Annotated in this window: 21 protein-coding genes; 16 read left to right on the top strand and 5 right to left on the bottom strand. The window is 62.2% G+C overall.

Annotated elements, in window-relative coordinates; all coding sequences use genetic code 11:
- The coding region (locus AC0C6X_RS20940; protein ID WP_472954892.1) for an EVE domain-containing protein at positions 1-571 on the top strand (571 nt) is incomplete at its 5' end.
- Between the two features lie 182 nt (positions 572-753).
- Here the strand turns inward: AC0C6X_RS20940 and AC0C6X_RS20935 are convergent.
- Together AC0C6X_RS20935 and AC0C6X_RS20930 are read right to left on the bottom strand one after the other, a co-directional pair.
- Positions 754-1,554: a class I SAM-dependent methyltransferase gene (locus AC0C6X_RS20935; RefSeq protein WP_472954889.1), complete on the bottom strand. Its 801-nt coding sequence runs from the start codon at positions 1,552-1,554 to the stop codon at positions 754-756.
- A gap of 164 nt (positions 1,555-1,718) precedes the next feature.
- A complete protein-coding gene (locus tag AC0C6X_RS20930) occupies positions 1,719-2,399 on the bottom strand; it encodes an adenylate/guanylate cyclase domain-containing protein (RefSeq protein ID WP_173519543.1) in 681 nt (226 codons plus the stop codon).
- Between AC0C6X_RS20930 and AC0C6X_RS20925 the strand changes: the two genes are divergently transcribed.
- Positions 2,398-2,742, top strand: coding sequence for a helix-turn-helix domain-containing protein (locus AC0C6X_RS20925; RefSeq protein WP_472954887.1), 345 nt, complete (start codon positions 2,398-2,400; stop codon positions 2,740-2,742). The two genes, AC0C6X_RS20930 and AC0C6X_RS20925, sit on opposite strands and share 2 nt — an antisense overlap.
- Positions 2,743-3,058: 316 nt before the next feature.
- On the top strand, positions 3,059-3,421 hold the full coding sequence (locus AC0C6X_RS20920) for a hypothetical protein (protein ID WP_472954884.1): 363 nt from the start codon (positions 3,059-3,061) through the stop codon (positions 3,419-3,421).
- Positions 3,422-3,578: 157 nt separating this feature from the next.
- Here the strand turns inward: AC0C6X_RS20920 and AC0C6X_RS20915 are convergent, their stop codons facing one another.
- Positions 3,579-4,523, bottom strand: coding sequence for an AraC family transcriptional regulator (locus tag AC0C6X_RS20915; RefSeq protein ID WP_247959205.1), 945 nt, complete (start codon positions 4,521-4,523; stop codon positions 3,579-3,581).
- 190 nt (positions 4,524-4,713) lie between these two features.
- Between AC0C6X_RS20915 and melA (AC0C6X_RS20910) the strand changes: the two genes are divergently transcribed.
- The 6 genes from melA (AC0C6X_RS20910) to melA (AC0C6X_RS20885) all read left to right on the top strand — a co-directional run bounded on the left by melA (AC0C6X_RS20910) (position 4,714) and on the right by melA (AC0C6X_RS20885) (position 13,657).
- Complete coding sequence (melA, locus tag AC0C6X_RS20910) at positions 4,714-6,174, top strand: alpha-galactosidase (protein WP_472954882.1); 1,461 nt, start codon at positions 4,714-4,716, stop codon at positions 6,172-6,174.
- Positions 6,175-6,286: 112 nt separating this feature from the next.
- Positions 6,287-8,371: an ABC transporter substrate-binding protein gene (locus AC0C6X_RS20905; protein WP_472954880.1), complete on the top strand. Its 2,085-nt coding sequence runs from the start codon at positions 6,287-6,289 to the stop codon at positions 8,369-8,371.
- 69 nt (positions 8,372-8,440) lie between these two features.
- Entirely contained in the window at positions 8,441-9,451 is a 1,011-nt protein-coding gene (locus tag AC0C6X_RS20900) for an ABC transporter permease (protein WP_247959203.1), read from the top strand.
- Entirely contained in the window at positions 9,448-10,575 is a 1,128-nt protein-coding gene (locus AC0C6X_RS20895) for an ABC transporter permease (protein WP_472954878.1), read from the top strand. The genes AC0C6X_RS20900 and AC0C6X_RS20895 overlap by 4 nt, the downstream gene beginning before the upstream one ends.
- Before the next feature lie 5 nt (positions 10,576-10,580).
- Positions 10,581-12,260 carry an ABC transporter ATP-binding protein gene (locus AC0C6X_RS20890; RefSeq protein WP_472954876.1) on the top strand — a complete coding sequence of 560 codons (1,680 nt, stop codon included), beginning with the start codon at positions 10,581-10,583 and terminating at the stop codon, positions 12,258-12,260.
- 23 nt (positions 12,261-12,283) lie between these two features.
- Positions 12,284-13,657: an alpha-glucosidase/alpha-galactosidase gene (gene melA, locus AC0C6X_RS20885; protein WP_173519551.1), complete on the top strand. Its 1,374-nt coding sequence runs from the start codon at positions 12,284-12,286 to the stop codon at positions 13,655-13,657.
- Between the two features lie 108 nt (positions 13,658-13,765).
- Here melA (AC0C6X_RS20885) and AC0C6X_RS20880 read toward each other — a convergent pair whose 3' ends face one another.
- Complete coding sequence (locus tag AC0C6X_RS20880) at positions 13,766-15,136, bottom strand: sensor histidine kinase (RefSeq protein WP_472954875.1); 1,371 nt, start codon at positions 15,134-15,136, stop codon at positions 13,766-13,768.
- Complete coding sequence (locus AC0C6X_RS20875) at positions 15,133-15,807, bottom strand: response regulator transcription factor (protein ID WP_173519553.1); 675 nt, start codon at positions 15,805-15,807, stop codon at positions 15,133-15,135. The genes AC0C6X_RS20880 and AC0C6X_RS20875 overlap by 4 nt, the downstream gene beginning before the upstream one ends.
- Before the next feature lie 348 nt (positions 15,808-16,155).
- Between AC0C6X_RS20875 and AC0C6X_RS20870 the strand changes: the two genes are divergently transcribed.
- The 7 genes from AC0C6X_RS20870 (at position 16,156) to AC0C6X_RS20840 (ending at position 23,819) form a co-directional block, all read left to right on the top strand.
- A complete protein-coding gene (locus AC0C6X_RS20870; RefSeq protein WP_247959201.1) occupies positions 16,156-17,538 on the top strand; it encodes a patatin-like phospholipase family protein in 1,383 nt (460 codons plus the stop codon).
- 210 nt (positions 17,539-17,748) lie between these two features.
- Positions 17,749-19,008 (top strand): ABC transporter substrate-binding protein, encoded by a 1,260-nt coding sequence (locus tag AC0C6X_RS20865; protein WP_173519555.1) that lies wholly within the window; start codon positions 17,749-17,751, stop codon positions 19,006-19,008.
- Between the two features lie 204 nt (positions 19,009-19,212).
- The gene (locus AC0C6X_RS20860) at positions 19,213-20,136 is read left to right on the top strand and encodes a carbohydrate ABC transporter permease (protein WP_472954871.1); all 924 of its coding nucleotides are present in this window, start codon (positions 19,213-19,215) and stop codon (positions 20,134-20,136) included.
- Between the two features lie 7 nt (positions 20,137-20,143).
- On the top strand, positions 20,144-21,004 hold the full coding sequence (locus AC0C6X_RS20855; protein ID WP_247959199.1) for a carbohydrate ABC transporter permease: 861 nt from the start codon (positions 20,144-20,146) through the stop codon (positions 21,002-21,004).
- Between the two features lie 4 nt (positions 21,005-21,008).
- Entirely contained in the window at positions 21,009-22,070 is a 1,062-nt protein-coding gene (locus AC0C6X_RS20850) for an ABC transporter ATP-binding protein (RefSeq protein ID WP_173519558.1), read from the top strand.
- A 16-nt stretch (positions 22,071-22,086) separates the two neighbouring features.
- Positions 22,087-22,836 carry a formylglycine-generating enzyme family protein gene (locus AC0C6X_RS20845; protein WP_432704697.1) on the top strand — a complete coding sequence of 250 codons (750 nt, stop codon included), beginning with the start codon at positions 22,087-22,089 and terminating at the stop codon, positions 22,834-22,836.
- Complete coding sequence (locus AC0C6X_RS20840; RefSeq protein WP_247959197.1) at positions 22,815-23,819, top strand: ScyD/ScyE family protein; 1,005 nt, start codon at positions 22,815-22,817, stop codon at positions 23,817-23,819. Before AC0C6X_RS20845 ends, AC0C6X_RS20840 begins: the two co-directional genes overlap by 22 nt.
- The last annotated feature ends 21 nt before the right edge of the window (positions 23,820-23,840 follow it).

Here is a 23,840-nt window from a genome sequence, read left to right as displayed (position 1 = left end):
GACGCCTAAAAATTGCGCCGCGGCGGGGGGTGTAACTCCGGTCGGGCTACGCCCTCCCTTCGTCACACCCCCGCCGCCGAGTCTCATCCTGATTGACGCTGAGTCTCACCTTGATTGTCGCCGCGCAGTTCCTGGCGTTGACGGGCAGCATGCGTCGCAAGGCGGCTTCTCGCAATTTGGCTACGGCAAGGTTCAATCGTTGACGCGGATGAAGGCGGGCGACGGTTTTGTCGGCTACGCACCCAACGCGGCGTTCCACGGGCGCGGCCCCCACCCGTGCTTTACCGCCATTGGTGTGGTCAGGGAGCGCCTGCCCTATTTCTTCGGCATGAGCGGTTTTGCCCCGCACCACGACGACATCGACTGGGCCGACGGCATAGAAGCTCCGGTTCGCCCATGGCTGGACAGCCTGGAATTTGCCGAAGGCAACCGCAACTGGGACCAGAAGCTCCGTTTCGGTCATCTTGCCGTCAGTGAGCGCGATTTTCGCGTCATTGCCCAGGCAATGCACGCCGATCTCGGTTTGGTCTTTCCGAGAGTGCAGGCTTTTCCCCAACAACTGGCCGGGTAATCGCCAGCGTTTGGGACCCTTGCCGCATGCCGCGTGATGAAACCCAACGCAAGACGACCGTGCGCGTTGTCCGGAGAGTCGTGCGCGTAGCCATTCGAGTTGTCCCTGGCGATTTCCGCGGATACCGTGGGACACTCCTTTCTCTCGGGATGGCGTCCAAAACTTGCCTCGAAGTTTAGCGTCTACTGCCGGGTTTGGACCTCACCGCGCACGGCCCAGAACAAGGTGGCAAAGGAGCGTGGGCCGTCGGCCATTCCACAAAGATACGCGGCTTTGACATGGCGCTCTAATTCGCTGCGGTGCGCGTCTTCGAGGTTAGTGACATAGCTACCGGTCTTTCCCTGACCCGTGAGAAAGCCGGACCAATAGTCTCCGAACGACCGATACTCGAACATCGCGCCGAGTTGTTCTTCCACCACATTCGCGAAACCAACGGCACCGAACAGTCCTGCGAGCCCGCCATGCCAACCCAGTGGCTTGGATACCATTTCGTCGCGCATCGCCGCGCCATCAGGATCGAGCACCGCCGCCGCGTCCCAAACCAAGCTGAACGGCGTCCAGCCACAGCGGAAGTTGTTGACAACCACCGCTACGGTGCCAGCCGGCCGCGTGACCCGCCGGAGTTCGCGTAAGCCTCGGGCCGCGTCCGGAATCAAATCCAGAGCGAGCATAGACAAGGCGCGTTCAAAAACGCCATCCGTGTAGGGCAGATCCAAGGCATCACCAACGTCAAAGGTGACCGTCTTGTCGGCAGTCGCGCGTCGCGCGAAATCGACATAGGGCAGTGACAAATCGATGCCGGTTGCGCGTGCGTTCGCCGCCGCGATTGCACGCGTCAAATGTCCCGTGCCACAGCCGACGTCCAGAACGCGTTCGTTGGCTGAAACACCGGCAAAGCGCACGAAGGCAGGCGCGAGATGCTGACTGCCCCGCCCAACATACGCTTCATAGGCTTCGGGGTTTGTTGCCACGAACCCAGCCATGTCGCACACCTCACCAGGAACTGGCCGATCATTTCACTGCCGCCGGTAGGCGGTCAAGACGCAGCCGCACGAGAACGCCGAAAGCAGACTACGGTTCAGCGTGGTGCAACCTGTTCGAGCGCTTCAGCGATGCGATTGGCCGAAAGCATGCAAAGGCTCAGTCATCATGGTTCCTTGGCGATCTTCAGCTTGAGCGCGTATGTCTGGGGTGATTTTCTATACGCCTCCTCGCAGAGCGGTGAGCAGAACCAGAGGCCTTCACGAACTGCGCGCTTGTAAGCTGAATAGGGCGCATGCATTTTACAAACCGGATCGACCCATCCCGGGTCGGCCGACGGTGCAAGCTCGATCTCAAACAGTTCAACTTCGCTTGCCACGGAGCGCAATGCCTTAGGACCGAGGTTCTTGACCATGACGCCTCTTGCTTGAGCGGCCTCGGCGATCGGGCGCGTCGCGAGTAACTGGCCGGGGGAGGCGAGAGCGGCAACACGGGCTGCAACATTGACCGTCGAGCCGAAAATGTCGTCATCCCTGCGAATGACCGGTCCGTGATTTACGCCAGCCCGCGTCAGCGGCAACCGCGAATCCTTCCGGCATGCCTGCAACAACGTGCCAAGTGCCTGAATTGCCAGGTCTGGATCCGGAAAGGCGAGCATCGCCTCGTCGCCAATCCATTTGAGCGGCGGCTGGTAATCTCTAAGAGAAGTGCGAACCATGTTCTCGAAAAGTTCGAGTATGTAAATTGCAGAAGCATCGCCATAGACGTCGGCAATTGCGCTGAACCCGGCCAGGTCGACGAAAGCGACGGTTGTAGATGCGTTGGAGTATGTCCCATTCTGTCTCATGACGCTTCGCACCGCTTCATATGTGTTGTCGCAGTCTAGCTCACCCAGTGGGATAAACCCAACGTCCGATTTCGACGGGGATTATGCCGAGTTTGCAAGCCGCCGCAGCCATTTCGTCACCCTCTTCACGAATGTGGTCTGTATGATGCCGGCGGCATATCTGACCGCATGGCGCCTGGCATTGGGGCGAGCCGCTCTCGAAGCAGGCAGCAGCGTGAAAACGGCGGCGGCACGGGTGGGATTTGGCAGCGCCGCCGCGTTCTCGCGAGCTGCAAGCCGAGCAAGGACGTCAGTGCGCCATTGTCGTGCCGGGTCGTCATGCACAGCGACCAGGCAAAGATAAAGTGTCGGATGGGCAAGCCCAGCCAATAGGCCCGCATTGACTGTTGCCTGGTCAATCGCTCGCCGGACGGCCAGTACGACAATGATCTCACGGATGTGGTCCTGGACGGTCCTCCGCCACATCGGCTGTTCTCTACCTCGGCGACCAAGATGTCGGCCAATCCGCGCATCTGTGGTTGCTCTTCCAATGAGAAGACCAGCTCTTCAGGCAGCGCGCCAACGAGCGGATTGGCCGCTCCGCCAAAGTCGATCTTGGCGGCCGCAAGAATGGCAAGGCCGCTTCGCTGCAAGGGGCCGCCCAAGACCCGGAAAAGGATATGCGTGGGACCTTCGCCATCGCCATCGTATTCCATCACCTTCCCGGTCAGGACGCCAAGCAGTCGATCCTTCGCGACATCGCCACGCGGCTCAAGCGCGGAGCGCCATTGATCCTAGCGGGAAACCACTACGCATATGCCTCGCAACCTCTGGTGATGGCGGCTTGGGCGGAGCGCTGGCGCATGAACGGCGCGAGTGGAGACGAGATCAAGTCCAAGCTCGGGAAGATCCTGCAAGGTGCCGACCCACCGGAATCCGAGGACGCCGTGGCGGCCCTCTTGATCGCCGCGGGGTTCGAAAAGCCGCAGCGCTTCTTCTCGAGCCTGTTCTGGGGGCCTGGATCACTCGGCGCATCTGAATAGTCCCCTCCGTAGCAGCTTTTACCCGATGGGGAGCGTTTGCCGCAGGAGATCTCGCACGATCCATATCGAGGACGTCCTTGCCGCGTGAGCGACGCTGCTCGCGCTCAAAGCGCCGGGGCTGGCATTCGGCTCCCAGATGCGATTAGCACCGAAGTGGCTATGCCAGCCTCGCCCGGTCCGGCTGTTGGTTCGTGTCCACGGGCGGGGCCCCCACCGAGCCCGCCGGCACGCTTGCATACATGCCGGTCGTGCGGAATTCGGTCGGACTCAAGCCGAAGGAACGACGGAAGACCTTTGCGAAGTAATTGGGATCTTCGAATCCCGAGAGGATGGCCACTTCCTTGACCGGCAGGCTCGCCGTCTTGGTCAAGAGCTTCACGGCGCGCTGCAAGCGCTTCTGCAAGACATATTCGGCCGGCGCCATGCCTTCGCTGGCGGAGAAGACGCGTGAGAAATGCGCGCGGCTCAAGCCCGAGACACGCGCCAGCTCCTCGACCGGCAGGGGCTTTCCCAGATTGTTCATGATGTGATCGACGACCCGGTGCATCGTCCGATGCTCATGGCTGAACAATGGATGCGAGCCGAAGACGTCGTCATAGAGCGCCATCGCTGCCTCGTACGCAATCGCGGAAGCGCGCCCCGGCGTCTCGCCGCCGCGGATGAGCCGCAGGCTGCAATCGGCGAGATGCTCGATGGTTTCCGGCTGCAGCTTCAGGACCGGGCCGGTTACGGCGAGGATGGCGCGGTGAATGCGCAAGGCCTCGTCGCCGTTCATCGATATCCAGAAGAATTCCCATCGCCCGCCGTCTTCCAGCCAGTAGCGATGATTGTGCGGCACGAGCAAGAGCAGCGTCTCGCCCTCGCGCACCCGATAGCTGCGGTTCTCGTAGCGCAGGTTTCCGGCGCCGGCGATCGTGTGCTGCAGCACGGTGAAGGGTGTGTTGCCGCGCTTTCTTCCATCCCAGTCATAGGTGGCGTTGGTGCGGATTTCGTAGCCGGTGCTGGTCGGCATTGTGTGCAGGCTCTGACGTCCCCGCGGCAGCGAAACGGTCCGCATGACCGGGCCGTTATTGATCAAATCTTGCAGCATGAAATTACCCATGAAAGCACAATACCGCTCTGGCGGGGTCGGCAATTATAAACATAATGACGACCAATCGCGCAACGGCCGGCGCTTTCGGCCGAGCCAAAAGCTGGAACCGCGCGGAAGTTGCGCGTAGTAGCGGGGCAAATCCGTGAATTGATTTTACCCTTCTCAAGAAGTGGCCCAGTCCAGGAGGAGTGAAAAGAGCATGGCAAGTTTCAAGATCGCCATCATCGGCGCCGGCAGCATCGGCTTCACCAAGAAGCTCTTCACCGACATTCTCGCCGTGCCGGAGCTCACCGACATCGAAGTCGCGCTCACCGATCTCAGCGCCCGCAATCTGGAGATGATCAAGGCGATCCTCGACCGGATCGTCGAGGTCAACCGCCTGCCGACGAAGGTAACGGCGACGACCGATCGGCTGAAAGCGCTGGAAGGTGCGCGTTACATCATCAGCTGCGTTCGCGTCGGCGGCCTCGAAGCCTATGCCGACGATATCCGCATCCCGCTCAAATACGGTGTCGACCAGTGCGTCGGCGACACGATCTGCGCCGGCGGCATCCTCTATGGCCAACGCAACATCCCGGTCATTCTCGATTTCTGCAAGGACATTCGTGCCGTCGCCGAACCGGGTGCCAAGTTCCTGAACTATGCCAACCCGATGGCGATGAACACCTGGGCGGCGATCGAATACGGCAAGGTCGACACGGTCGGTCTTTGCCACGGCGTCCAGCATGGCGGCGAGCAGATCGCCGAAATCCTCGGCGCCGGCGAGGGCGAGCTCGATTACATCTGCTCCGGCATCAACCACCAGACCTGGTTCGTCGATGTCAGGCTCAAGGGCCGCAAGATCGGCAAGGACGAACTGGTCGCCGCCTTCGAGGCGCACCCGGTGTTCTCCAAACAGGAAAAGCTCCGGATCGACGTGTTGAAGCGCTTCGGTGTCTATTCGACCGAGAGCAACGGTCATCTCTCCGAATATCTTCCCTGGTATCGCAAGCGCCCGGAGGAAATCACCCGCTGGATCGACATGTCGGATTGGATTCACGGCGAAACCGGCGGCTACCTCCGGTATTCGACCGAAACGCGCAACTGGTTCGAGACCGAGTTTCCGCAGTTTCTGGAGGCAGCCGGTCTGCCGCTCGACCCGAAGAAGCGCTCGAACGAGCATGCGAGCCATATCCTGGAGGCGCTGGAAACGGGCCGGGTCTACCGCGGTCACTTCAACGTCAAGAACACTGGCGTCATCACCAATCTGCCCGCGGATGCGATCATCGAATCCCCCGGTTTCGTCGACCGCTTCGGCATCAACATGGTCTCCGGCATCACGCTGCCCGAAGCCTGTGCCGCCACCTGCCTATCCTCGATCAATGTCCAGCGCATGTCGGTGCATGCGGCCGTCACCGGCGACCTCGACCTCTTGAAGCTGGCAATGCTGCACGACCCCTTGGTCGGCGCCATCTGCACGCCGGAGGAGGTCTGGCAGATGGTCGACGAGATGATCGTCGCGCAGGCTGAGTGGCTGCCGCAATACGCCCATGCGATCGATGGCGCCAGGGAGCGCCTGAGCCGCGCCACGGTCAAGACGCGTGAGTGGAGCGGTGCCGCACGCCGCCAGGTCCGCTCACTCGACGAGTTGCGCGCCGAGCGGGCCCGCGCAGCGGGCTGATCGATTGCAGCACGTGTCCGCGTGAGGAGACGCGGGCCCGTGCTGCGCAACTGCAGACTTTCTAAGGAGGAGGCCGCGCTCCGGCGCGGCGAAAGAGGGAGAATCTGAGCCAATGACCAGCCACAGACTGACGAAGATGGCGAGCCTGCTGCTCGTCGGTATCTCGACCTTCGCGCTTCAGGCGGCGGCGTCCGAACCAACCGTCGTGCCCGAGCAGCCGCCATTTCCGGCCCAGGGCAAGATCACCTATGTGCCGCGCGACTCGATCGCCGAGTTCAAGGCGCTGCCGGAATACAAGGAGCCGGCCTGGGTCACCGAGAAATACGTCAAGACTGGCAAGCTGCCGCCGGTGGCCGAGCGTCTTCCGAAGGAGCCGATGGTCTTCAAGACCGGCAACATGCCCGACGGCGTCGGCGTCTATGGCGATACGCTGCGTCACGTCATCGGCGGACGGCCGGAAGGCTGGAACTACTCGGCCGGCCAGAGCCAGGGCTGGGGCGGCATCGACATCGGCATGTCCGAATGCCTGACCCGCACGGCGCCGCTCTTCCAGGTGGAAGCCAAGGACATCGAGCCGCTGCCGAACCTTGCCAAGAGCTGGGAATGGTCCGCCGATGGCCACAAACTGACGATGCATCTGGTCGAAGGCGCCAAGTGGTCCGACGGCGACCTCTTCGACGCCGACGACGTGATGTTCTATTGGGAGGACAACGTTCTCGATCCGAGCGTGACGCCACTGAACGGTGCGACGCCTGAGACCTTCGGCGTCGGCACGACCCTGAGGAAGGTCGATCAGTATACGGTCGAATGGACATTCAAGGAGGCCTTCCCGCGCCAGCACCTTTATGCCATGGCCTATGGTACCTTCTGCCCCGGCCCGTCGCATATCCTCAAGGCCAAGCATCCGAAATATGCGGGTACGACCTACGACCAGTACAAGAACGCCTTCCCGCCGGAATATATGAGCATTCCCGTCATGGGCGCCTGGGTGCCGGTCGCCTATCGTCCCGACGATATCATCGTGCTGCGCCGTAACCCGTACTACTGGAAGGTCGATGAAGCCGGCAACCAGCTCCCCTATATCAACGAGCTGCACTACAAGCTCTCGACCTGGGCCGACCGCGACGTTCAGGCGATCGCCGGCTCCGCCGATCTTTCCAACCTCGAGCAGCCGGAAAACTTCGTCGAGTCGCTGAAGCGTGCCGCCCAGGATACGGCACCCGCGCGGCTTGCCTTCGGCCCGCGGCTCATCGGCTACAATCTGCACATGAACTTCTCTGCCAATGGCTGGGGCGAGCCGGACGAACGCGCCCAGGCCGTGCGCGAGCTCAACCGCAACGAGGACTTCCGCAAGGCGGTGACCATGGCCGTCGACCGCAAGAAGCTCGGCGAGGCGTTGGTCAAGGGACCGTTTACGGCGATCTATCCGGGTGGTCTTTCCTCCGGCACGAGCTTCTACGACCGGCAGTCGACGGTCTATTATCCCTACGACCTTAACGGCGCGAAGGCACTGATCGAAAAGGCGGGGCTCAAGGACACCGACGGCAATGGCTTCGTCAATTTCCCGGCCGGTACCGCCGGCGGGCGCGATGTCGAGATCGTGCTTCTGATCGATAACAGCTACAACACCGACCGCAACCTCGCGGAAGGCCTGATCGGCCAGATGGAGAAGATCGGCCTTCGCGTCGTGCTGAACTCGCTTGACGGCAAGCAGCGCGATGCCGCCAACTATGCCGGCAAGTTCGACTGGATGGTTCATCGTAATGCGGCGGAATATGCCTCGGTCGTGCAGAACACGCCGCAGCTTGCGGCGGCCGGACCGCGCACAAGCTGGCACCACCGCGCACCGGAGGGCGGCCAGCTCGACCTGATGCCGTTTGAACAGGAACTCGTCGACATCATCAACAAGTTCATTGCCAGCAATGACAATGCCGAGCGCGCGGACCTGATGAAGCAGTATCAGAAGGTCGCGACGACGCATCTCGATACGGTGGGCCTTACCGAATATCCGGGCGCACTGATCATCAACAAGCGCTTCGCCAACGTACCGACCGGAGCGCCGATCTTCATGTTCAACTGGGCCGAGGACACGATCATGCGTGAACGCCTCTTCGTGCCCGCCGACAAGCAGGGTGACTTCGAGCTCTTTGCTGAACAACTTCCGGGCAAGCCCGGCGAGAAAGGCCTCAGCAACTAAAGCCAAGCCGCTCCTCCGGCTGCAGGCCGGAGGAGCGCTCCATCACCCCAACCGACAGAAGGAAACGGCATGTTCAGGTTTCTGCTTGTCCGCCTCGCCTCTGCCATTCCGGTGCTTTTGGTCCTGAGCGTGGCGACCTTCGCCATCATCCAGGCGCCGCCCGGTGACTACAGCGATTACATCCGCTCGCAGCTCATCAACCAGGGTGGCGCTTCCTACGAGGAAGCGGAAGCCCAAGCGCAGGCCTATCGCAAGGAACATGGCCTCGATAAGCCGCTGGCGGTGCAATACGTCAACTGGATGACCGGCATCCTGACGCGCGGCGATTTCGGACACAGCCTCTATTACAACAAGCCGGTTGCCGACGTCGTTGGCGAACGCCTGCCGCGCACGCTGGCCCTGGCGCTCGTCTGCCACATCCTCGCGTCCGTCATCGGCATTTCCTTCGGCATCATCGCCGCAACCCGGCAATATTCCTGGATCGACAGCCTGCTTTCGACCGTGTCCTTCCTCGGCATGACGGTGCCGCGCTTCCTGATGGCGCTGATCATCGTCTATGTCCTCGTCTTCCATTTCAATGTCAGCGAGATCAACAGCTTCCACTCGGCCCGCTACGGCGGCGCGCCCTGGTCCTTTGACAAGTTCGTCGACCTCGTCAAGCATGTCTGGCCGGTCGTTGCAATCGCCACTTTCGGCGGCCTCGCCTACAATATGCGGGTGATGCGCGGCAATCTGCTCGACACGCTGAACGCCCAATATGTCGAGACCGCTCGGGCGAAGGGCTTGAGCGAAGGTGCGGTGGTCATGCGCCATGCCGTGCCCAACGCGCTGCACCCGCTGATCATGTACCAGGGTGTGGTGCTGCCCTACATGCTGACGGGCGAGATCGAGACGGCGATCATCTTCGCGCTGCCGACCGTCGGCCCTGCTATCGTCGGCTCCATGTGGGTAGGCGACGTCTATGTCACCGCCACCTTCATGCTGGTGCTTTCGGCAACCCTCATCCTCGGCAACATCATCGCCGACATGCTGCTGGCCGCGCTCGATCCGCGCGTGCGTCTGGGGGGAGCCCACGCATGACCGTCGAGATTGAGACAGCCCTTCCGTTCACCGTCGAACCCAAGCAGGAGCATCACAACGAAAGCTACCAGGCGCTCGTCTGGCGCCGCCTGAAGCGTTCCTGGACCGGCATGCTCGGCCTGGTTCTCGTCGGCCTGCTGATCTTCATGGCGGTATTCGCCGACTTCCTGTCGCCGGTCGATCCGAAGGCCACGGGCGTCGCCTTTGCGCCGCCGCAGGCGATCAGCTTCACCGACAAGGACGGGAATTTCGTCCTGCCGCCGCGCAGCTACCCTTTGACCGAGGGTGCAGAGCTTGACCCGATCACGTTCCAGCCGATCATCGGCCCTGATTACGATAATCCGCAGATCCTCGGTTTCTTCGTCAAAGGGGCGCCCTACCGGCTCTTCGGCCTGATTCCGTCCGAACGGCATTTCTTCGGCGCGGTCGACGGTTCACCGATGCATCTGCTCGGCACCGACAAGTTCGGCCGGGACGTGCTGTCGCGCATTCTCGTCGGATCACGCATCTCGCTGATGATCGCCCTCGTCGTCGTCTCGATCGTCACCGTCGTCGGCACGACGGTCGGCATGGCGTCCGGCTATTTCGGCGGCCGCTTCGATGTCTGGACGCAGCGCTTCGTCGAGCTGGTGCTCGCCTTCCCGCAACTGCCGCTCTACCTGGCACTGACCTCGCTGATCCCGGTGACGGCGCCGACCAATGTCTTCCTCGCCTTCGTCATCATCGTCATGTCGGCGCTTGGCTGGGCCCAGATGTCACGCGAGGTGCGTGGCAAGACGCTGGCGCTCGCCCGCATCGACTATGTGCGGGCGGCGATTGCTGTCGGAGCCAGCGACCGGCGCATCATTTTCCAGCACATCCTGCCGAACGTGATGAGTCACGTGATCGTCGCGGTCACGCTCTCGATCCCGCAGGTGGTGCTGCTCGAATCCTTCCTTGGGTTCCTGGGCTTTGCGGTCAAGCCGCCGCTGATTTCCTGGGGGCTGATGCTGCAGGATACGTCCACCTATTCCGTCATCGGGTCCTATCCCTGGATCCTGTCGCCCGTCGCCTTCGTGCTTGTCACAGTCTTCGCCTTTAATGCCCTTGGCGACGGCCTGCGCGATGCCATCGACCCCTATTGAGGAGGATGCTCATGACAGAAACTATCGACATCCTCTCCGCTGCTCCCGCCGAGAGAAAGGACCTTTTGGAACGGAATGGCCGACCGATCATCGACGCGCGCAATGTCGCTGTCCGCTTCAAGGTCGAACATGGCACGGTGGAGGCGGTGAAGGACGTGTCCTTCCAGCTCTATCGCGGTGAGACCATCGCCATCGTCGGCGAGTCCGGCTCGGGCAAATCGGTGACGGCGCGCAGCGTCATGGGGCTTCTGTCGAAGCGCGCAACGATCGCCCGGCAATCGCGTATCGAATATGACGGCAAGGATGTGCTCAAGTTCTCGCCGCGCGAGCGGCGGGCTCTGCGCGGCGATCGGCTGGCGATGATCTTCCAGGAGCCGATGAGCTCGCTCAATCCCGTCTATACGGTCGGCGCGCAGATCGTCGAGGCGATCCGGGCCCACCGCAGGATCAGCCGCCGCGCAGCGACCGAACGCGCGCTCGAACTGCTGCGCCATGTGAAGATCCCCGATCCCGAGCTGCGGCTCAACCAGTATCCGCACCAGCTCTCCGGCGGCCAGCGGCAACGCGTGATGATCGCCATGGCGCTCGCCAACGACCCGGACGTGCTGATCGCCGACGAGCCGACGACGGCGCTCGACGTGACCGTCCAGGCGCAGATCCTCAATCTGATCCGCGACCTGCAGCGCGAGCTCGGCATGGCAGTGATCCTGATCACCCACGACCTGACGGTCGTGCGCCAGTTCTCGGACTATGTCTATGTCATGCAATATGGCGAGGTGAAGGAGCACAACACCACTGCGGCGCTCTTCGCCGACCCCTTGCATCCCTACACCAGGCGGCTCCTTTCGTCGGAGCCCTCGGGCGCCGCCAATCCGCTGCCGGACAATGCGCCGATCGTCCTTGACGGGCGGGATGTGAAGGTCTCCTTCATGCTGAAGAAGGGCGGCCTGTTCCGTTCGCAGTTTTCCGAGCTGGTCGCGGTCGACAAGCTCAGCCTCAATCTGCGCAAGCATGAGACGCTCGGGCTCGTCGGCGAATCCGGTTCGGGCAAGACGACCTTCGGCCAGGCCCTGATCCGACTGCTCAATGCCGATGGTGGCGAGGTCTTCTTCGATGGGATCCCGATCCACGACAAGGACCGCACCGCAATGCGGCCGCTGCGTTCGCGCATCCAGATCGTCTTCCAGGATCCCTTCGCCTCGCTCAATCCGCGCATGTCGATCGGCCAGATCATCGAGGAGGGGCTGGTCGTCAACGGCATTGGTGCCAATCGCAAGGAACGGCTCGACCGGGTGGTCGATGCGCTGACAGCGGCCGGAATGCCGGGCAACATCCTGTCACGCTTCCCGCATGAGTTCTCGGGCGGCCAGCGCCAGCGCATAGCGATCGCCCGTGCCATCGCGCTCGAGCCGGAATTCATCCTGCTCGACGAGCCCACTTCGGCGCTCGATCTCTCCGTTCAGGCCCAGATCATCGAACTGCTGCGCAAGTTGCAGGACGAGCGCGGCCTCAGCTATCTCTTCATCTCCCATGACCTCAAGGTCGTGCGCGCGCTCTGCCACCGGGTCGTGGTGATGCAGCACGGCAGGATAGTGGAGGAGGGGCCGGTGAGCGAAATCCTGTCCAATCCCAAGACCGCCTACACCGAACGGCTTGTGAAAGCCGCCTTCGATGTGGCCGCATGACCGTCAGAAAGCAGAGGCAATCCATGACCAGACAACCCAAGATCACCTTTATCGGCGCTGGCTCCACCGTCTTCATGAAGAACATCATCGGCGACGTGCTGCAGCGCCCGGCGCTGTCGGCCGCGACCATCGCGCTGATGGACGTCAACCCTGAGCGCCTCGGCGAAAGCGAGATCGTCGCCGGCAAGCTGGTGCGCACGCTCGGCGTCAAGGCTGATATCGAGACCCACTCCAACCAGAAGAAGGCGCTGGAGGGTGCCGATTTCGTCGTCGTCGCCTTCCAGATCGGCGGCTACGAGCCCTGCACCGTCACCGATTTCGAGGTGCCGAAGAAATATGGTCTGCGCCAGACGATCGCCGATACGCTCGGCGTCGGCGGCATCATGCGCGGGCTTCGCACCGTGCCGCATCTCTGGAAGATCTGCGAGGACATGCTCGAGGTCTGCCCCAACGCCATCCTCCTGCAATACGTCAACCCGATGGCGATCAACACCTGGGCGATCGCCGAGAAATATCCGATGATCCGTCAGGTGGGTCTCTGCCACTCAGTCCAGGGCACGGCCTACGAGCTTTCGCGCGATCTCGATATCCCGGTTTCGGAGATCCGCTACCGCGCCGCCGGCATCAACCATATGGCCTTCTTCCTCAAATTCGAACACAAGCAGTCAGACGGCAGCTACCGCGACCTCTATCCGGATCTCGTGCGCGGCTACCGCGAAGGCCGTTTCCCGAAACCCAGCCACTGGAATCCGCGCTGCCCGAACAAGGTCCGCTACGAAATGCTGACGAGACTCGGCTATTTCGTCACCGAAAGCTCGGAGCACTTCGCCGAGTACACCCCGTATTTCATCAAGGACGGCCGGCCCGACCTCATCGAGAAGTTCGGCATTCCACTCGACGAATATCCGAAACGCTGCGTCGAGCAGATCGAGCGCTGGAAGGGGCAGGCGGCCGCCTTCAAGGAGGCCGAGACGATCGAAGTGGCCGAAAGCCATGAATACGCCTCGTCGATCATGAACTCGGTCTGGACGGGCGAGCCCTCTGTCATCTACGGCAACCTCCGCAACAATGGCTGCATCACCTCGCTGCCGGAAAACTGCGCCGCGGAGGTTCCCTGCCTGGTCGACGCATCCGGCATCCAGCCGACTTTCATCGGCGATCTGCCGCCGCAGCTCACGGCGCTGATCCGCACCAACATCAACGTCCAGGAGCTGACGGTGCAGGCGCTGATGACCGAAAACCGCGAGCATCTCTACCATGCCGCGATGATGGATCCGCACACGGCGGCCGAGCTCGACCTCGACCAGATCTGGTCGCTCGTCGACGATCTGCTCACAGCCCATCGTGACTGGATCCCGGAATGGGCGCGGGTGTCGAAGAAGGTCCAGGCGGCCTGACATTTTCTCCCGGTCAGGTCGCGTCGAGCCCCGGAACCTCATGTCTTCTCCCTATGTCCTAGCCGATTCAAGGGCAAAACAGGCAGCAGGTTCCGGGGCTTGCTCTTTTCAAGCCGAAGTCGTCGCCTCCCGCGGCAGCACGATGCGCATGCAGGCGCCGCCGGACGGCGAGCGGGCGACGTCGACATAGCCGCCGTGCAACTGGACGATCTTCTGCACCAGGTTGAGGCCCAGGCCCGCCCCCTTGCCGTCCTTGCGAAGCCGCTGGAATGGCTCGAAGATCCGGTCCGTTTTGCTGCGCGGGATGCCGTCGCCGTCGTCGCACACATCGATCGCGCCTTGCGGGTCGACCTTGACCGTAATCGTGCCCCGTCGGCCGCCATGGTCGATGGCGTTCTGCACGAGATTGGTGAGCGCCCGCTCCAAAGATGCTTCGTCCCCTGTCACCACGACGGGGCGTGGATCCGCCTCGAAGGTCATCTCGTAGCCGGCGCCAAAGGCAAGCGGTGCGAGTGCAACGATCACCCGTTCGGCAAGGGCCGCGAGATCGACGGGCCTGAATTCGTCCTTCTGGGCATCGAGCCGTTCGAGGTCGAGAAGCTGACCTGCCAGGATCGAAAGGCGCGTCACGTCCTCGTTGAGGCGGGTCTTGTCCGGTCCCGGTGGCAGCGAGGCGATGCGGGCACCAAGGATGGCAACCGGTGTGCGCAGCTCATGGGCGGCTTGTGCCAGGAAACGCTTGTGCCTCGTATAGCCCTCGTCGAGGCGTTCGAGCGCATCGTTGACGGCCCTCACCAGCGGCAGGAATTCCGAGGGAACGCCTACGACCGGCATCTGGATGCCGCGCCGGTCGTATTCGATATGCGCCGCATGCGAGGCCGCATGGGAGAGGCCCGACAACATTCGCCGTACGACGACCGGCGTGACCACCACGGTCGCAAAGGCGAGCAGCAACAACATCGGCACGAAGATGGTGAGGAAGGCGCCGGTCGTGCTGAGCAGCAGGCGGCCGAAGGTCAGTTCCCCCTCGGTGCCGCTGAAGATCTGGACGCTACCCGCTGGCGACTCAAGCCATTTGACGACGGCTTCGGGGCGCGCGTTCTTGTCCGGCGAAAGCCTGAAACGGCCGTCGTTCATGTGCTCGAGGCCGGCGATCGCAAAGACGAAGGCTTCGGGCACCTTGCCCTCGGCGAGGCTGTGTCCTTGCTTGTCGCGTACGATGAACCAGATGTTTGCTACCCGCCGGCGCAGCCGGATCAGGTCAGGCGTTTCCTGAAGGACGAGCTTACCCTCGGCGTTGCGAGTGATCGCATCCTTCAACACGTCGACATTGCCGTTCTCGTAGCCGTCGATGAGGTAGCCGGTCACCCAGAGCAGGCCGACGGCAATGGCGATCACAACCAGCGTGGCGACCGTTTCGAACAGCACCAGCCAGCCCACGAGGCGCCATTTGAACGAATGCGGGGCTCTGCCGCTCATGAATCTTCTCTGAGGAGATAGCCCACGCCGCGAATGCCGTTGATGATCACTCCGGCATCCGCGTCTGCAAGCTTGCGGCGAACGCGCGAGATATGGGTGTCGAGCGCGTTCGACTGGATGTCGTCATCGAGGCCGAAGACGGCTTCCATCAGCGCTGCGCGCAGCACCATCCGGCCCATGCGCCGGGTCAGCGTCTCGAGCACCAGAAGTTCGCGCCGCGGCATCTTCAGCGGCGCCCCGGCGATACTTGCCTCGCAGTGCGCAAGGTCGAAGGAGAGACGCCCGACAGTGACAATATCGGACTGCACGGGCACGGGACGCCGCGCCAGCGCCCGCAGCCGCGCCAGCAGTTCCTCGAAGGCGAAGGGCTTGCCGATATAGTCGTCTGCGCCGCCATCGAGGCCGGCAACCCGATCCGCGAGATCGTCGAGCGCGGTCAGCACCAGCACCGGCACATTGTTGCCGCGCGACCGGATCACGGGAATGAGCGAGAGCCCGTCACCATCGGGCAGCTTGCGGTCCAGCACGACCACGTCGTAGACTGCATCGTTCAGGATCAAGGCGGCCTCAGTGAGGTCGCGCGCGTGGTCGGCGACCATCCGGTGATGGCTCAAGGCGGCCCTGAGCGCTCCCGCGAGTTCCTTCTCATCCTCGACCAGCAAGACCCGCATGAATGCGCTTTACCTCGTACAATGTGCTTACGCGCGCGACCCTAACGGCGCTTCATTGAGGGAACCTGTCATCCCGCCGCAAAGTAATCCCGATCGCTGCTGCCGTACAATCTTTCGTTGCGAATGCCGTCCATGACATGCTGTCTCAATGTAGATCCTTAGGCTGGGCGGCAATTGCTCGCGAACGTCAATTTTCGCGGGCAAAACCAACCTGGATCAGGACGCATGAAGGTCAGCAATCGAAAGCGACATTCAATCAAGGAGAAAGGAGAAGGGGCTGCTGGCCGCCACACCGTGCGGCAGGTTGTGGTTGCGCACACAAGGTGGCTTCTGCGGCATGGAACGCTGGTGCTTGCACTTGCTGCGGCGGGCTGCACCGGCCCGGATGTGACGCCGACCAACAGGCGGCTCGAACTGACGACCGGAGCAGTGCCCCGGCAGCAGCCAACCTCGGATGCCGGCGACACCGGTATCGTCCTTGCCTTTTCCGGAGGCGGTGCGCGCTCTGCCGCCTTCGGCTACGGCGTGTTGTCGGCGCTGGCGGAAGAGGCATCACCGGCCGCAAGGGGGCGTCGTCTTACGGATGATGTCGCTGTCGTCGCCGGTGTTTCCGGCGGCGCGGTGCTTGCCTCCTATTTCGCCCTCTACGGCCGTTCGGGCCTTGAAGATTTTCGCAAGCGTTTCCTCGGGCGCGATGTCGAGGCCTCGCTCAGGATGTCGTTTTCGCCGGCGAATATCCTGCGCGGCTATCGCGGCGGGGTGAACGATCTAACCGGCTTTCCTGCGTGGCTCGATGCGAACCTGTTCAAGGGAGCGACACTCGGCACCGTTGCACGACCGGGCCACCCGCGCCTGGTGATCCATGCGACCGACCTCTATAACCGCGCGCCGTTCATCTTCGATCGAGCGTCCTTCACCGCCATTTGCAGCAGTTACGACGACTATCCGCTCGCCTATGCCGTCGCGGCCTCGACCGCAGTCCCGGTGGTGTTTGCGCCTCTGACCTTAAGGAACTTCCGGACCGGTTGCGAGGCCTTGCCGGAAGTGCGCGCGCAGGCGGCGCAATCGCAGCCGCCAAGCTCGCTCGTCGCGCGCGAATACGCCGATTCACTCAGGCGCTACGAAACGGCGAAGGATCTCAACTATCTCAAGCTCTACGACGGTGGTCTGGTCGATGGCGTCGGAACGCAGAGCCTACTGCATCTGATGGGGCGGTCGGCGCCCGAACCCATTCCAGAGGAACGGGCCCTGCGCCTCAGGCACCTGATCGTCATCGTCGTCGATGCCTCGACCCGGGTCGGAGGGGATCTGTCGCAAACCGTGGACAGCCCCAAGGCGCCGGATGCGATCGTCGCGGCCATCGACGCGATGATCAACATCCCCAACCTCCAAAGCTTCGATGCCCTGCGCGACCACCTGCCCGCCTGGCGCAACAAATTTGTGAAATGGCGTTGCGGTATGGATGGCGCAAGGCGGGGCTGCGGCGATCTTGATGTCGATGTCATCCGGCTGGCCTTGACCGATATCGTCGACCCGCCGGTGGCGCGGCGGATCATGAAGCTCCACAACAGGCTGGCATTGGATGCGGAGGATGTCGATTTGCTGTCGAGCCTCGGCCGGCGGTTGCTCATCGAGCATCCCGGATACCAGCGGTTCCTGGACCGCATCAGGCGGGGAACGACGGATGGGCGTATCAGCGCCTTTTCGGAGGCGCTCGCGCAATCTCAATAACAGTAAATACTAATGCAACCTCTCTGAATAAGCCTTTTGATGTGATAAACTCATCGCGGGAGCAACAGCCGGCTAAGGAGATGCCGGCCTCCATTTCATCTTGCTGTTCAATCGTTTGTGGATGTCGAGGCAGCGTCTCCACCATGCCGGGCAAGGTCGGGTCCATTGCGAAGTGGCCTTTGACCAACAACTCGGATTGGGAGGTGTACAATGGTTCGCAAACTGTTTCTCGTTTTGGCTGCCGCGGCGTCTGCGCTTGCGATCAACGGGGTCGCCTGGGCCGATTTCACAATCCTCGTGCCGTCGAGCAGTGAAGGTGACGGCCTAAGGGCCGCTGCCGCCGACTACTCGAAAATGAAGGGTACGAAGGTGGAGATCGTGCAGGCGCCTTATGCCAATGTGTTTGAGCAGGGCGCCAATGCAGGAGCGACCAAATCCGGCGTGTTCGACATCATCCTGATGGATGACCCATGGATTCCGTTTTTCGCCGAGAACGGACATCTGGAGGACCTGACGCCGTTCTTCAAGCAGGCGGGCTTGGAGGGGCCGGACACCGATTTCCTTTCGAAGTCGCTGGCAATATGCCGCAACCCGTACAATACGGGTCCCTACGTCTGCCTGCCCTATGTGGGAAACGCGCAGATGTTCTTCTACGACGCCGCGAAATACAAGGAAGCCGGTGTTGACGCCCCCAAGACCTGGGACGACGTATTGAAGGCAAGCCAGGCCCTGACCAAGGAAGGCGGCGGTCGCTATTTCGGTTATGTTTTCCGTGGCGGACAGGGTAACCCGGTCGTCGCCGATTTCATGCCGATCTTCTGGTCCTACGGCGCCAATATGTTCAACGAGGATCGTACGAAGGTGACGATCGATACGCCGGAAGGCGCGGCCGCGATGAAGACATTCATGGCGCTCCGCGACGTTTCTCCAAAGGGGATCGAGAGCTACAACGCCAACGAGGTTGGCACTGCGCTTGCCGCCGGCACCGCAGCGTCGTCAATCAACTGGCCGAACTGGGTTGCGACCTTCGAGGATCCGAGCCAATCGAAAATGGTCGGCAAGATATCCTACAGTCCGATTCCGGCGGGCACGAAACCGGGCAGCTCCGAAATCGGCCATTGGACCATGGGCATCATGTCGGCCTCCAAGAACAAGCAGGAGGCTTTCGACTTTATGATCTGGGCGACCTCGCCCGAGCAGATCAAGATCTCCGCCGAGCGCGGCAATCCGCCGGTCCGCACCTCGGTCTTCACCGACCCGGAACTGACCAAGCAGGAGAAATTCCGCCATTACCCCGTGCTGATGGAGGCGATCCAGGCCTCGACGCCACGGCCGCGTCATCCGAAGTGGCCGGAGATCGAAAATGCCTTCGGGATCGAGCTTTCCAAGGCAGTCGCGGGCACGATCACGCCGGAGGAGGCGCTGAAGAACTCACAGATAGCGGTCGAAGAAATCACCGGCCTTAAATAGGCGGACGCCTATATCGGTGGGGCCACAGGCTCTACTCTCGCGGCCGCACCGGAACCGACCGGTGGGGTCGCATCCGACGTCAGTAGCGAAAGCGCTCAACGTCTTACCAGAGACGCAACGGTCGCCGTCGCATTTTGAATTGCTGCATGTTTGCATCCTTGAATCGGCTACGGACACATGCAGTCGCGCCTGCGGGAGGAGCCAATGTTGAGGCCCGACAAAGGCATGCCGGCGGCGTCGCCCAGACCCGGTGGCGCGCTTGAGCATTGGACCGAGCGTCACCTGCGCTACCTGATGCTCGCGCCGACGATGATTGTCCTTCTGGCACTGACGATATTCCCCAGCTTCTACATGTTTTATGCGGCGGTCCACAGGATCAGCCCCAATCCCGACCTGCCCTGGGAATTCGTCGGCTCAGGCAATTTCGCGCGGCTGTTGACCGACGCACAGTTTCACGTCGCGCTGCGCAACACTGCGGTGTTCACGATCGTGGCGGTGACGTTTGAATTCTTGCTCGGACTGGGCCTGGCGCTGCTGCTCGATAGGTTCATCCGCCGGCTGACCTTTCTGAAAACCGTCCTGATGATCCCGATGATGCTGCCGCCGATCGCCGTCGCGATCACCTGGAAGATCATCTATGAGCCACAGTTTGGCGTCCTGAACGAGATCATGTTCCGTCTCGGCCTTCCATTGCAGGCCTGGGCGGGCGACGTGAATTTGGCGATGTTTTCAATCATCGTCGCCGATGTCTGGCAGTGGACGCCATTCATATTCCTCTTAATGTTGGCGGGGCTGGCAAGCCTGCCGATCGAGCCCTACGAGGCGGCGGCGCTGGACGGCGCCTCGTCCTGGCGGCAGTTCTGGGATCTGACGCTGCCCTTCCTGAAACCGGTCATCGCGATTGCCGTGCTCCTGCGCGTCATGGATGCCCTGCGCCTTTTCGATCTGGTTTTCATCCTGACGGGGGGAGGTCCGGCGGATCGAACGAAGGTTCTGAGCCTATACATCTATCAGGTCGCCTACCGCTTCGCCGATCCCGGCTACGCGGCGGCGATCTCTCTCTTCGTGCTGTTCGTGACGATCGTGCTGAGCACCTGGTTCATGAAGCGCATGCGGCTGGCGGAGTGAGGCGACGATGGCGACGATAAGAACACGCAGCCGTGGCAGCGAAATGCTTCTCCGCCTGACCGCCTATCTGACGATCCTCGTCGCCCTGATCCTGACGTTGTTTCCCGTCTATTGGATCGCGGTGAATTCGTTCAAGTACGACATCGACATCTTCGCCGTGCCGCCCGAATGGCTGCCGCGCAACCCGACCTTGAAGCACTACGACGAGGCGTTCGTCCAGCGCCCGTTCCTGCGCTACGCGCTGAACAGCTTGCTCGTCGCGGTTGGAACCACGATCATTTCCGTCGGCTTCGGCACGATGGCTGGCTATGCCTTGGCGCGATTCAGCTATCCCTGGCAATGGCGCAAGCAGATCTCGTTCTGGATTCTTTCGACACGGATGATGCCGCCGATCGTCAGCATCATCCCGCTCTATCTGTTCTTCAACTCCTTCGACATGCTCAACACCAAGTCGGCGCTCATCATCGCCTACACCGCCTTCAACCTGCCGTTCGCCACCTGGATGATGAAGAGCTATTTCCAGGACCTGCCCGTCGAATTGGAAGAGGCGGCGATCGTCGACGGCGACACGCAATGGGGCGCCTTCCTGCATGTCGCCTTGCCGCTGGCGCGCCCAGGGCTTGCGGCCACCGCCATTTTCTGCCTGATCATCTCCTGGAACGAGTTTTTGCTTTCCCTGATCATCACGCTCACCGAGCAATCGCAGACGCTGCCGATCGGCATTGCCGGGCGGGTTACGCAGTATAAAACCTATTGGGGAGAAATCAGCGCCGCCGGGTTCATGGCCTGCGTGCCGATCGTCATCTTCGCGTTCATCGTTCAGAAGCATCTGGTCCGGGGGTTGTCTCTCGGGGCGGTCAAGGGGTGAGGCCATGGCGTCCGTGACGTTCAACAACGTCTCCAAGAAATTCGGCGAATTCGTCGCGGTGGCCGACTTCAACCTGGAGGTCCGGGACAAGGAGTTTCTCGTCCTGCTTGGCCCCTCCGGTTGCGGCAAAACCACGACGATGCGCATGGTCGCTGGCCTCGAGGAGGCGACCTCCGGCGATATCTACATCGATGCGGAACGCATTAATGGCGTCCTGCCGAAGTATCGCGACGTCGCGATGGTCTTCCAGTCCTATGCGCTCTACCCGCACCTGACGGTCGAGCAGAACATCGGCTACCCTCTCAAGATCCGCAAAGTGCCACCCGAGGAAAGCAAACGGCGCGTCGCCGAAGTCGCGCGTCGGGTGGAACTCGAGACCATGCTGTCGCGCCTGCCAAGGGAACTTTCGGGCGGTCAGCGCCAGCGCGTCGCGCTTGCCCGCGCGATCGTGCGCACGCCGCGCGTCTTTCTCATGGACGAGCCGCTCTCCAATCTCGACGCAAAGCTGCGCACCCAGATGCGCTCGGAGCTGAAACATCTCCAGCACGAGCTCCAGGTCACGACGATCTACGTCACGCACGACCAGATCGAGGCGATGACGCTGGCGCATCGGGTGGCGGTCATGAACAGGGGGGTGATCGAGCAGCTGGGTACGCCGCGGGAAATCTACAGCGATCCGCGCACGCTTTTCGTCGCCGGCTTCATCGGCTCGCCGCCGATGAACCTCATTCCAGGCGAGGCGCGGGACGGCATCTTCACGAGCGCTGGGCTGAGGGTGGGCGGGCTCGGCCAGGCGAGCGTTCCCCGCGCGGTTCTCGGCGTTCGCCCAGAAGATATCCATGCGACAGGAGTCGGGGGGAGCGATGCCAATCTGGTCGCCCCAATCTATTCGGTCGAGCTCACCGGCGAGAACACGCTCGTCAGCCTCAGGCTCGGCGCCCAGTTGCTGACCCTACGGGCAGACAAGAATTTCGCCGGCCAGATCGATCAGCCGATCGGAATCAAGGTCGCGGCCGACCAGGTGTTTCTGTTCGATGGCGAGTCTCAGCGTCGTGTCGACTTCTGATCTCCGGATGACGGCTGTGGCAATCGCGCTCACGTTTTTTGTGGCGGGGGCGGCCACCGCCGATGAGGGTCCGATCGCCGGCAATCCGCTCATCGACATTCCCGCCGGCACTTTCGTGTTCGGCCGTGATGACGGCCCGGATAACGAACGTCCGCGCCGCCTGGTGTTGGGCCACGCATTTGCCATCAACCGCACCGAAATCACCAACCGGCAATATCGAGCTTTCGCTGACGCGACGGGGCATCGTCCAGCTTTCTACGTCGGGCACCCGATTCTCGGCTTGGACGATCATCCGGTGGTCGGCGTAAGCTGGGGAGACGCCGATGCCTTTTGTCTTCATTATGGCCTCACTCTCCCTTCGGAACAGCAGTACGAGAGGGCGGCGCGCGGGACCGAGGGGCAGGCGTTTCCATGGGGTACTGCGCCCGCGGATGGTCGCCGCGCCAATGCCGGCGCCGCGCATTGCTGCGCTGGCGACGAGCGCGACGGCTATCCGATGACCGCCCCCGCCCTGTCCTTTGCCGATGGCGCAAGCGGCGAAGGGGTACTCAACCTCGTCGGCAATGTCTGGGAATGGACGAGCGATCTCTATGCCCCCTATGCCGCCACGGCCGCGAGCAGCGGCGCCAAATCGTATCGCGTGCTGCGCGGCGGGGCCTGGAACAGTGATCCCACACATCTTACCACAACCTACCGGTTGGCCTATGATCCCAACTTCCGGTTCTCGGGGAATGGCGGTTTCCGATGCGTCCGTTCCGGCAGATGACGATCCTCGTCGCCTTCTTGCTTCTCGCAGCAGGTACCGCTGCCGAGCCGGCGGTCGCGCCGGGCTACCGGCTTGAAAGCTTCAGCAAGGCCGGTGCTGCCTTCGGCGGCCTTTCCCGCGACGGCGAGGCTCTGCTCGTTACCGATCTTGCCAATGGCCGGCTCTATCGGCGGATGCCCGCGGGCGATTTCGAAGCGTTCGGTCCAGTCTTTCCCCATGGTCTCGACGTGATCGGCGATCCGACCGGTCCCTATCGGGTGCTTCGCGCCGGCGACAAGCTGGTCGTCGCTCAAGGATGGACGCCGGCCGATGTGGATGCCGGGCCCTATGACCATGCCCTCATTGCGATCGACAGTGCTGGTCGTCGCCGTGTCATCAACGCCGACTTCTGGAATCCTTTCGACCTCGTCGCCGCCGCGGATGCCTATTACGTCGTCGATTCGGCGCGCAACAGCGTCGAGCGTCTCGGAGCCGACGGTCGCAAGCAGACGCTCATGAGCTTTCGCCGCCTTCGTCAACAGGCGACCGCTCTGGAGACGCTTTCCCCGACGGAGTTCAACAAAGGGAGCTACGAGGTCGATGCCGTGCCGACCGGGATCACGCTTCGCCAGGGGCGTCTTTATGTTGCGCTTTTCGGCGGCTTTCCTTTCCTCGCCGGTGCCGGAAAGGTCGTTTCAATTCCCGAGAAAAGCAAGGGCGCGGAGCCGCGGCTGGAGGTCGATGGCCTGAATGCACCGGTCGCTCTTGCCTTCGACGAAAAGGGACGGATGCTCATCCTTGAACACGGCCTATACGACCAGCAGCAGGGGTTCCGAGCAAACAGCGGCCGGTTGCTGTTGTTCGATAATGCGACGGGCAGCCGGGAGACGGTGGTCGACGGGCTGACGCGACCGGTCTCCGTCCTCGTGTGGGACAACAGGCAGATCGTCATCTCCGAACTCGGCGGCACGCTGCTCTTTCTGGACCGCGAAGAGGGACGGTGAAGGAACAACGAGCGCCGTGCG

The sequence above is a fragment of the Ensifer sp. VA4 genome (genome assembly GCF_055710065.1).
Note: the sequence above shows the minus strand (reverse complement) of the source record. Positions and strands in the feature narration are given on the sequence as shown.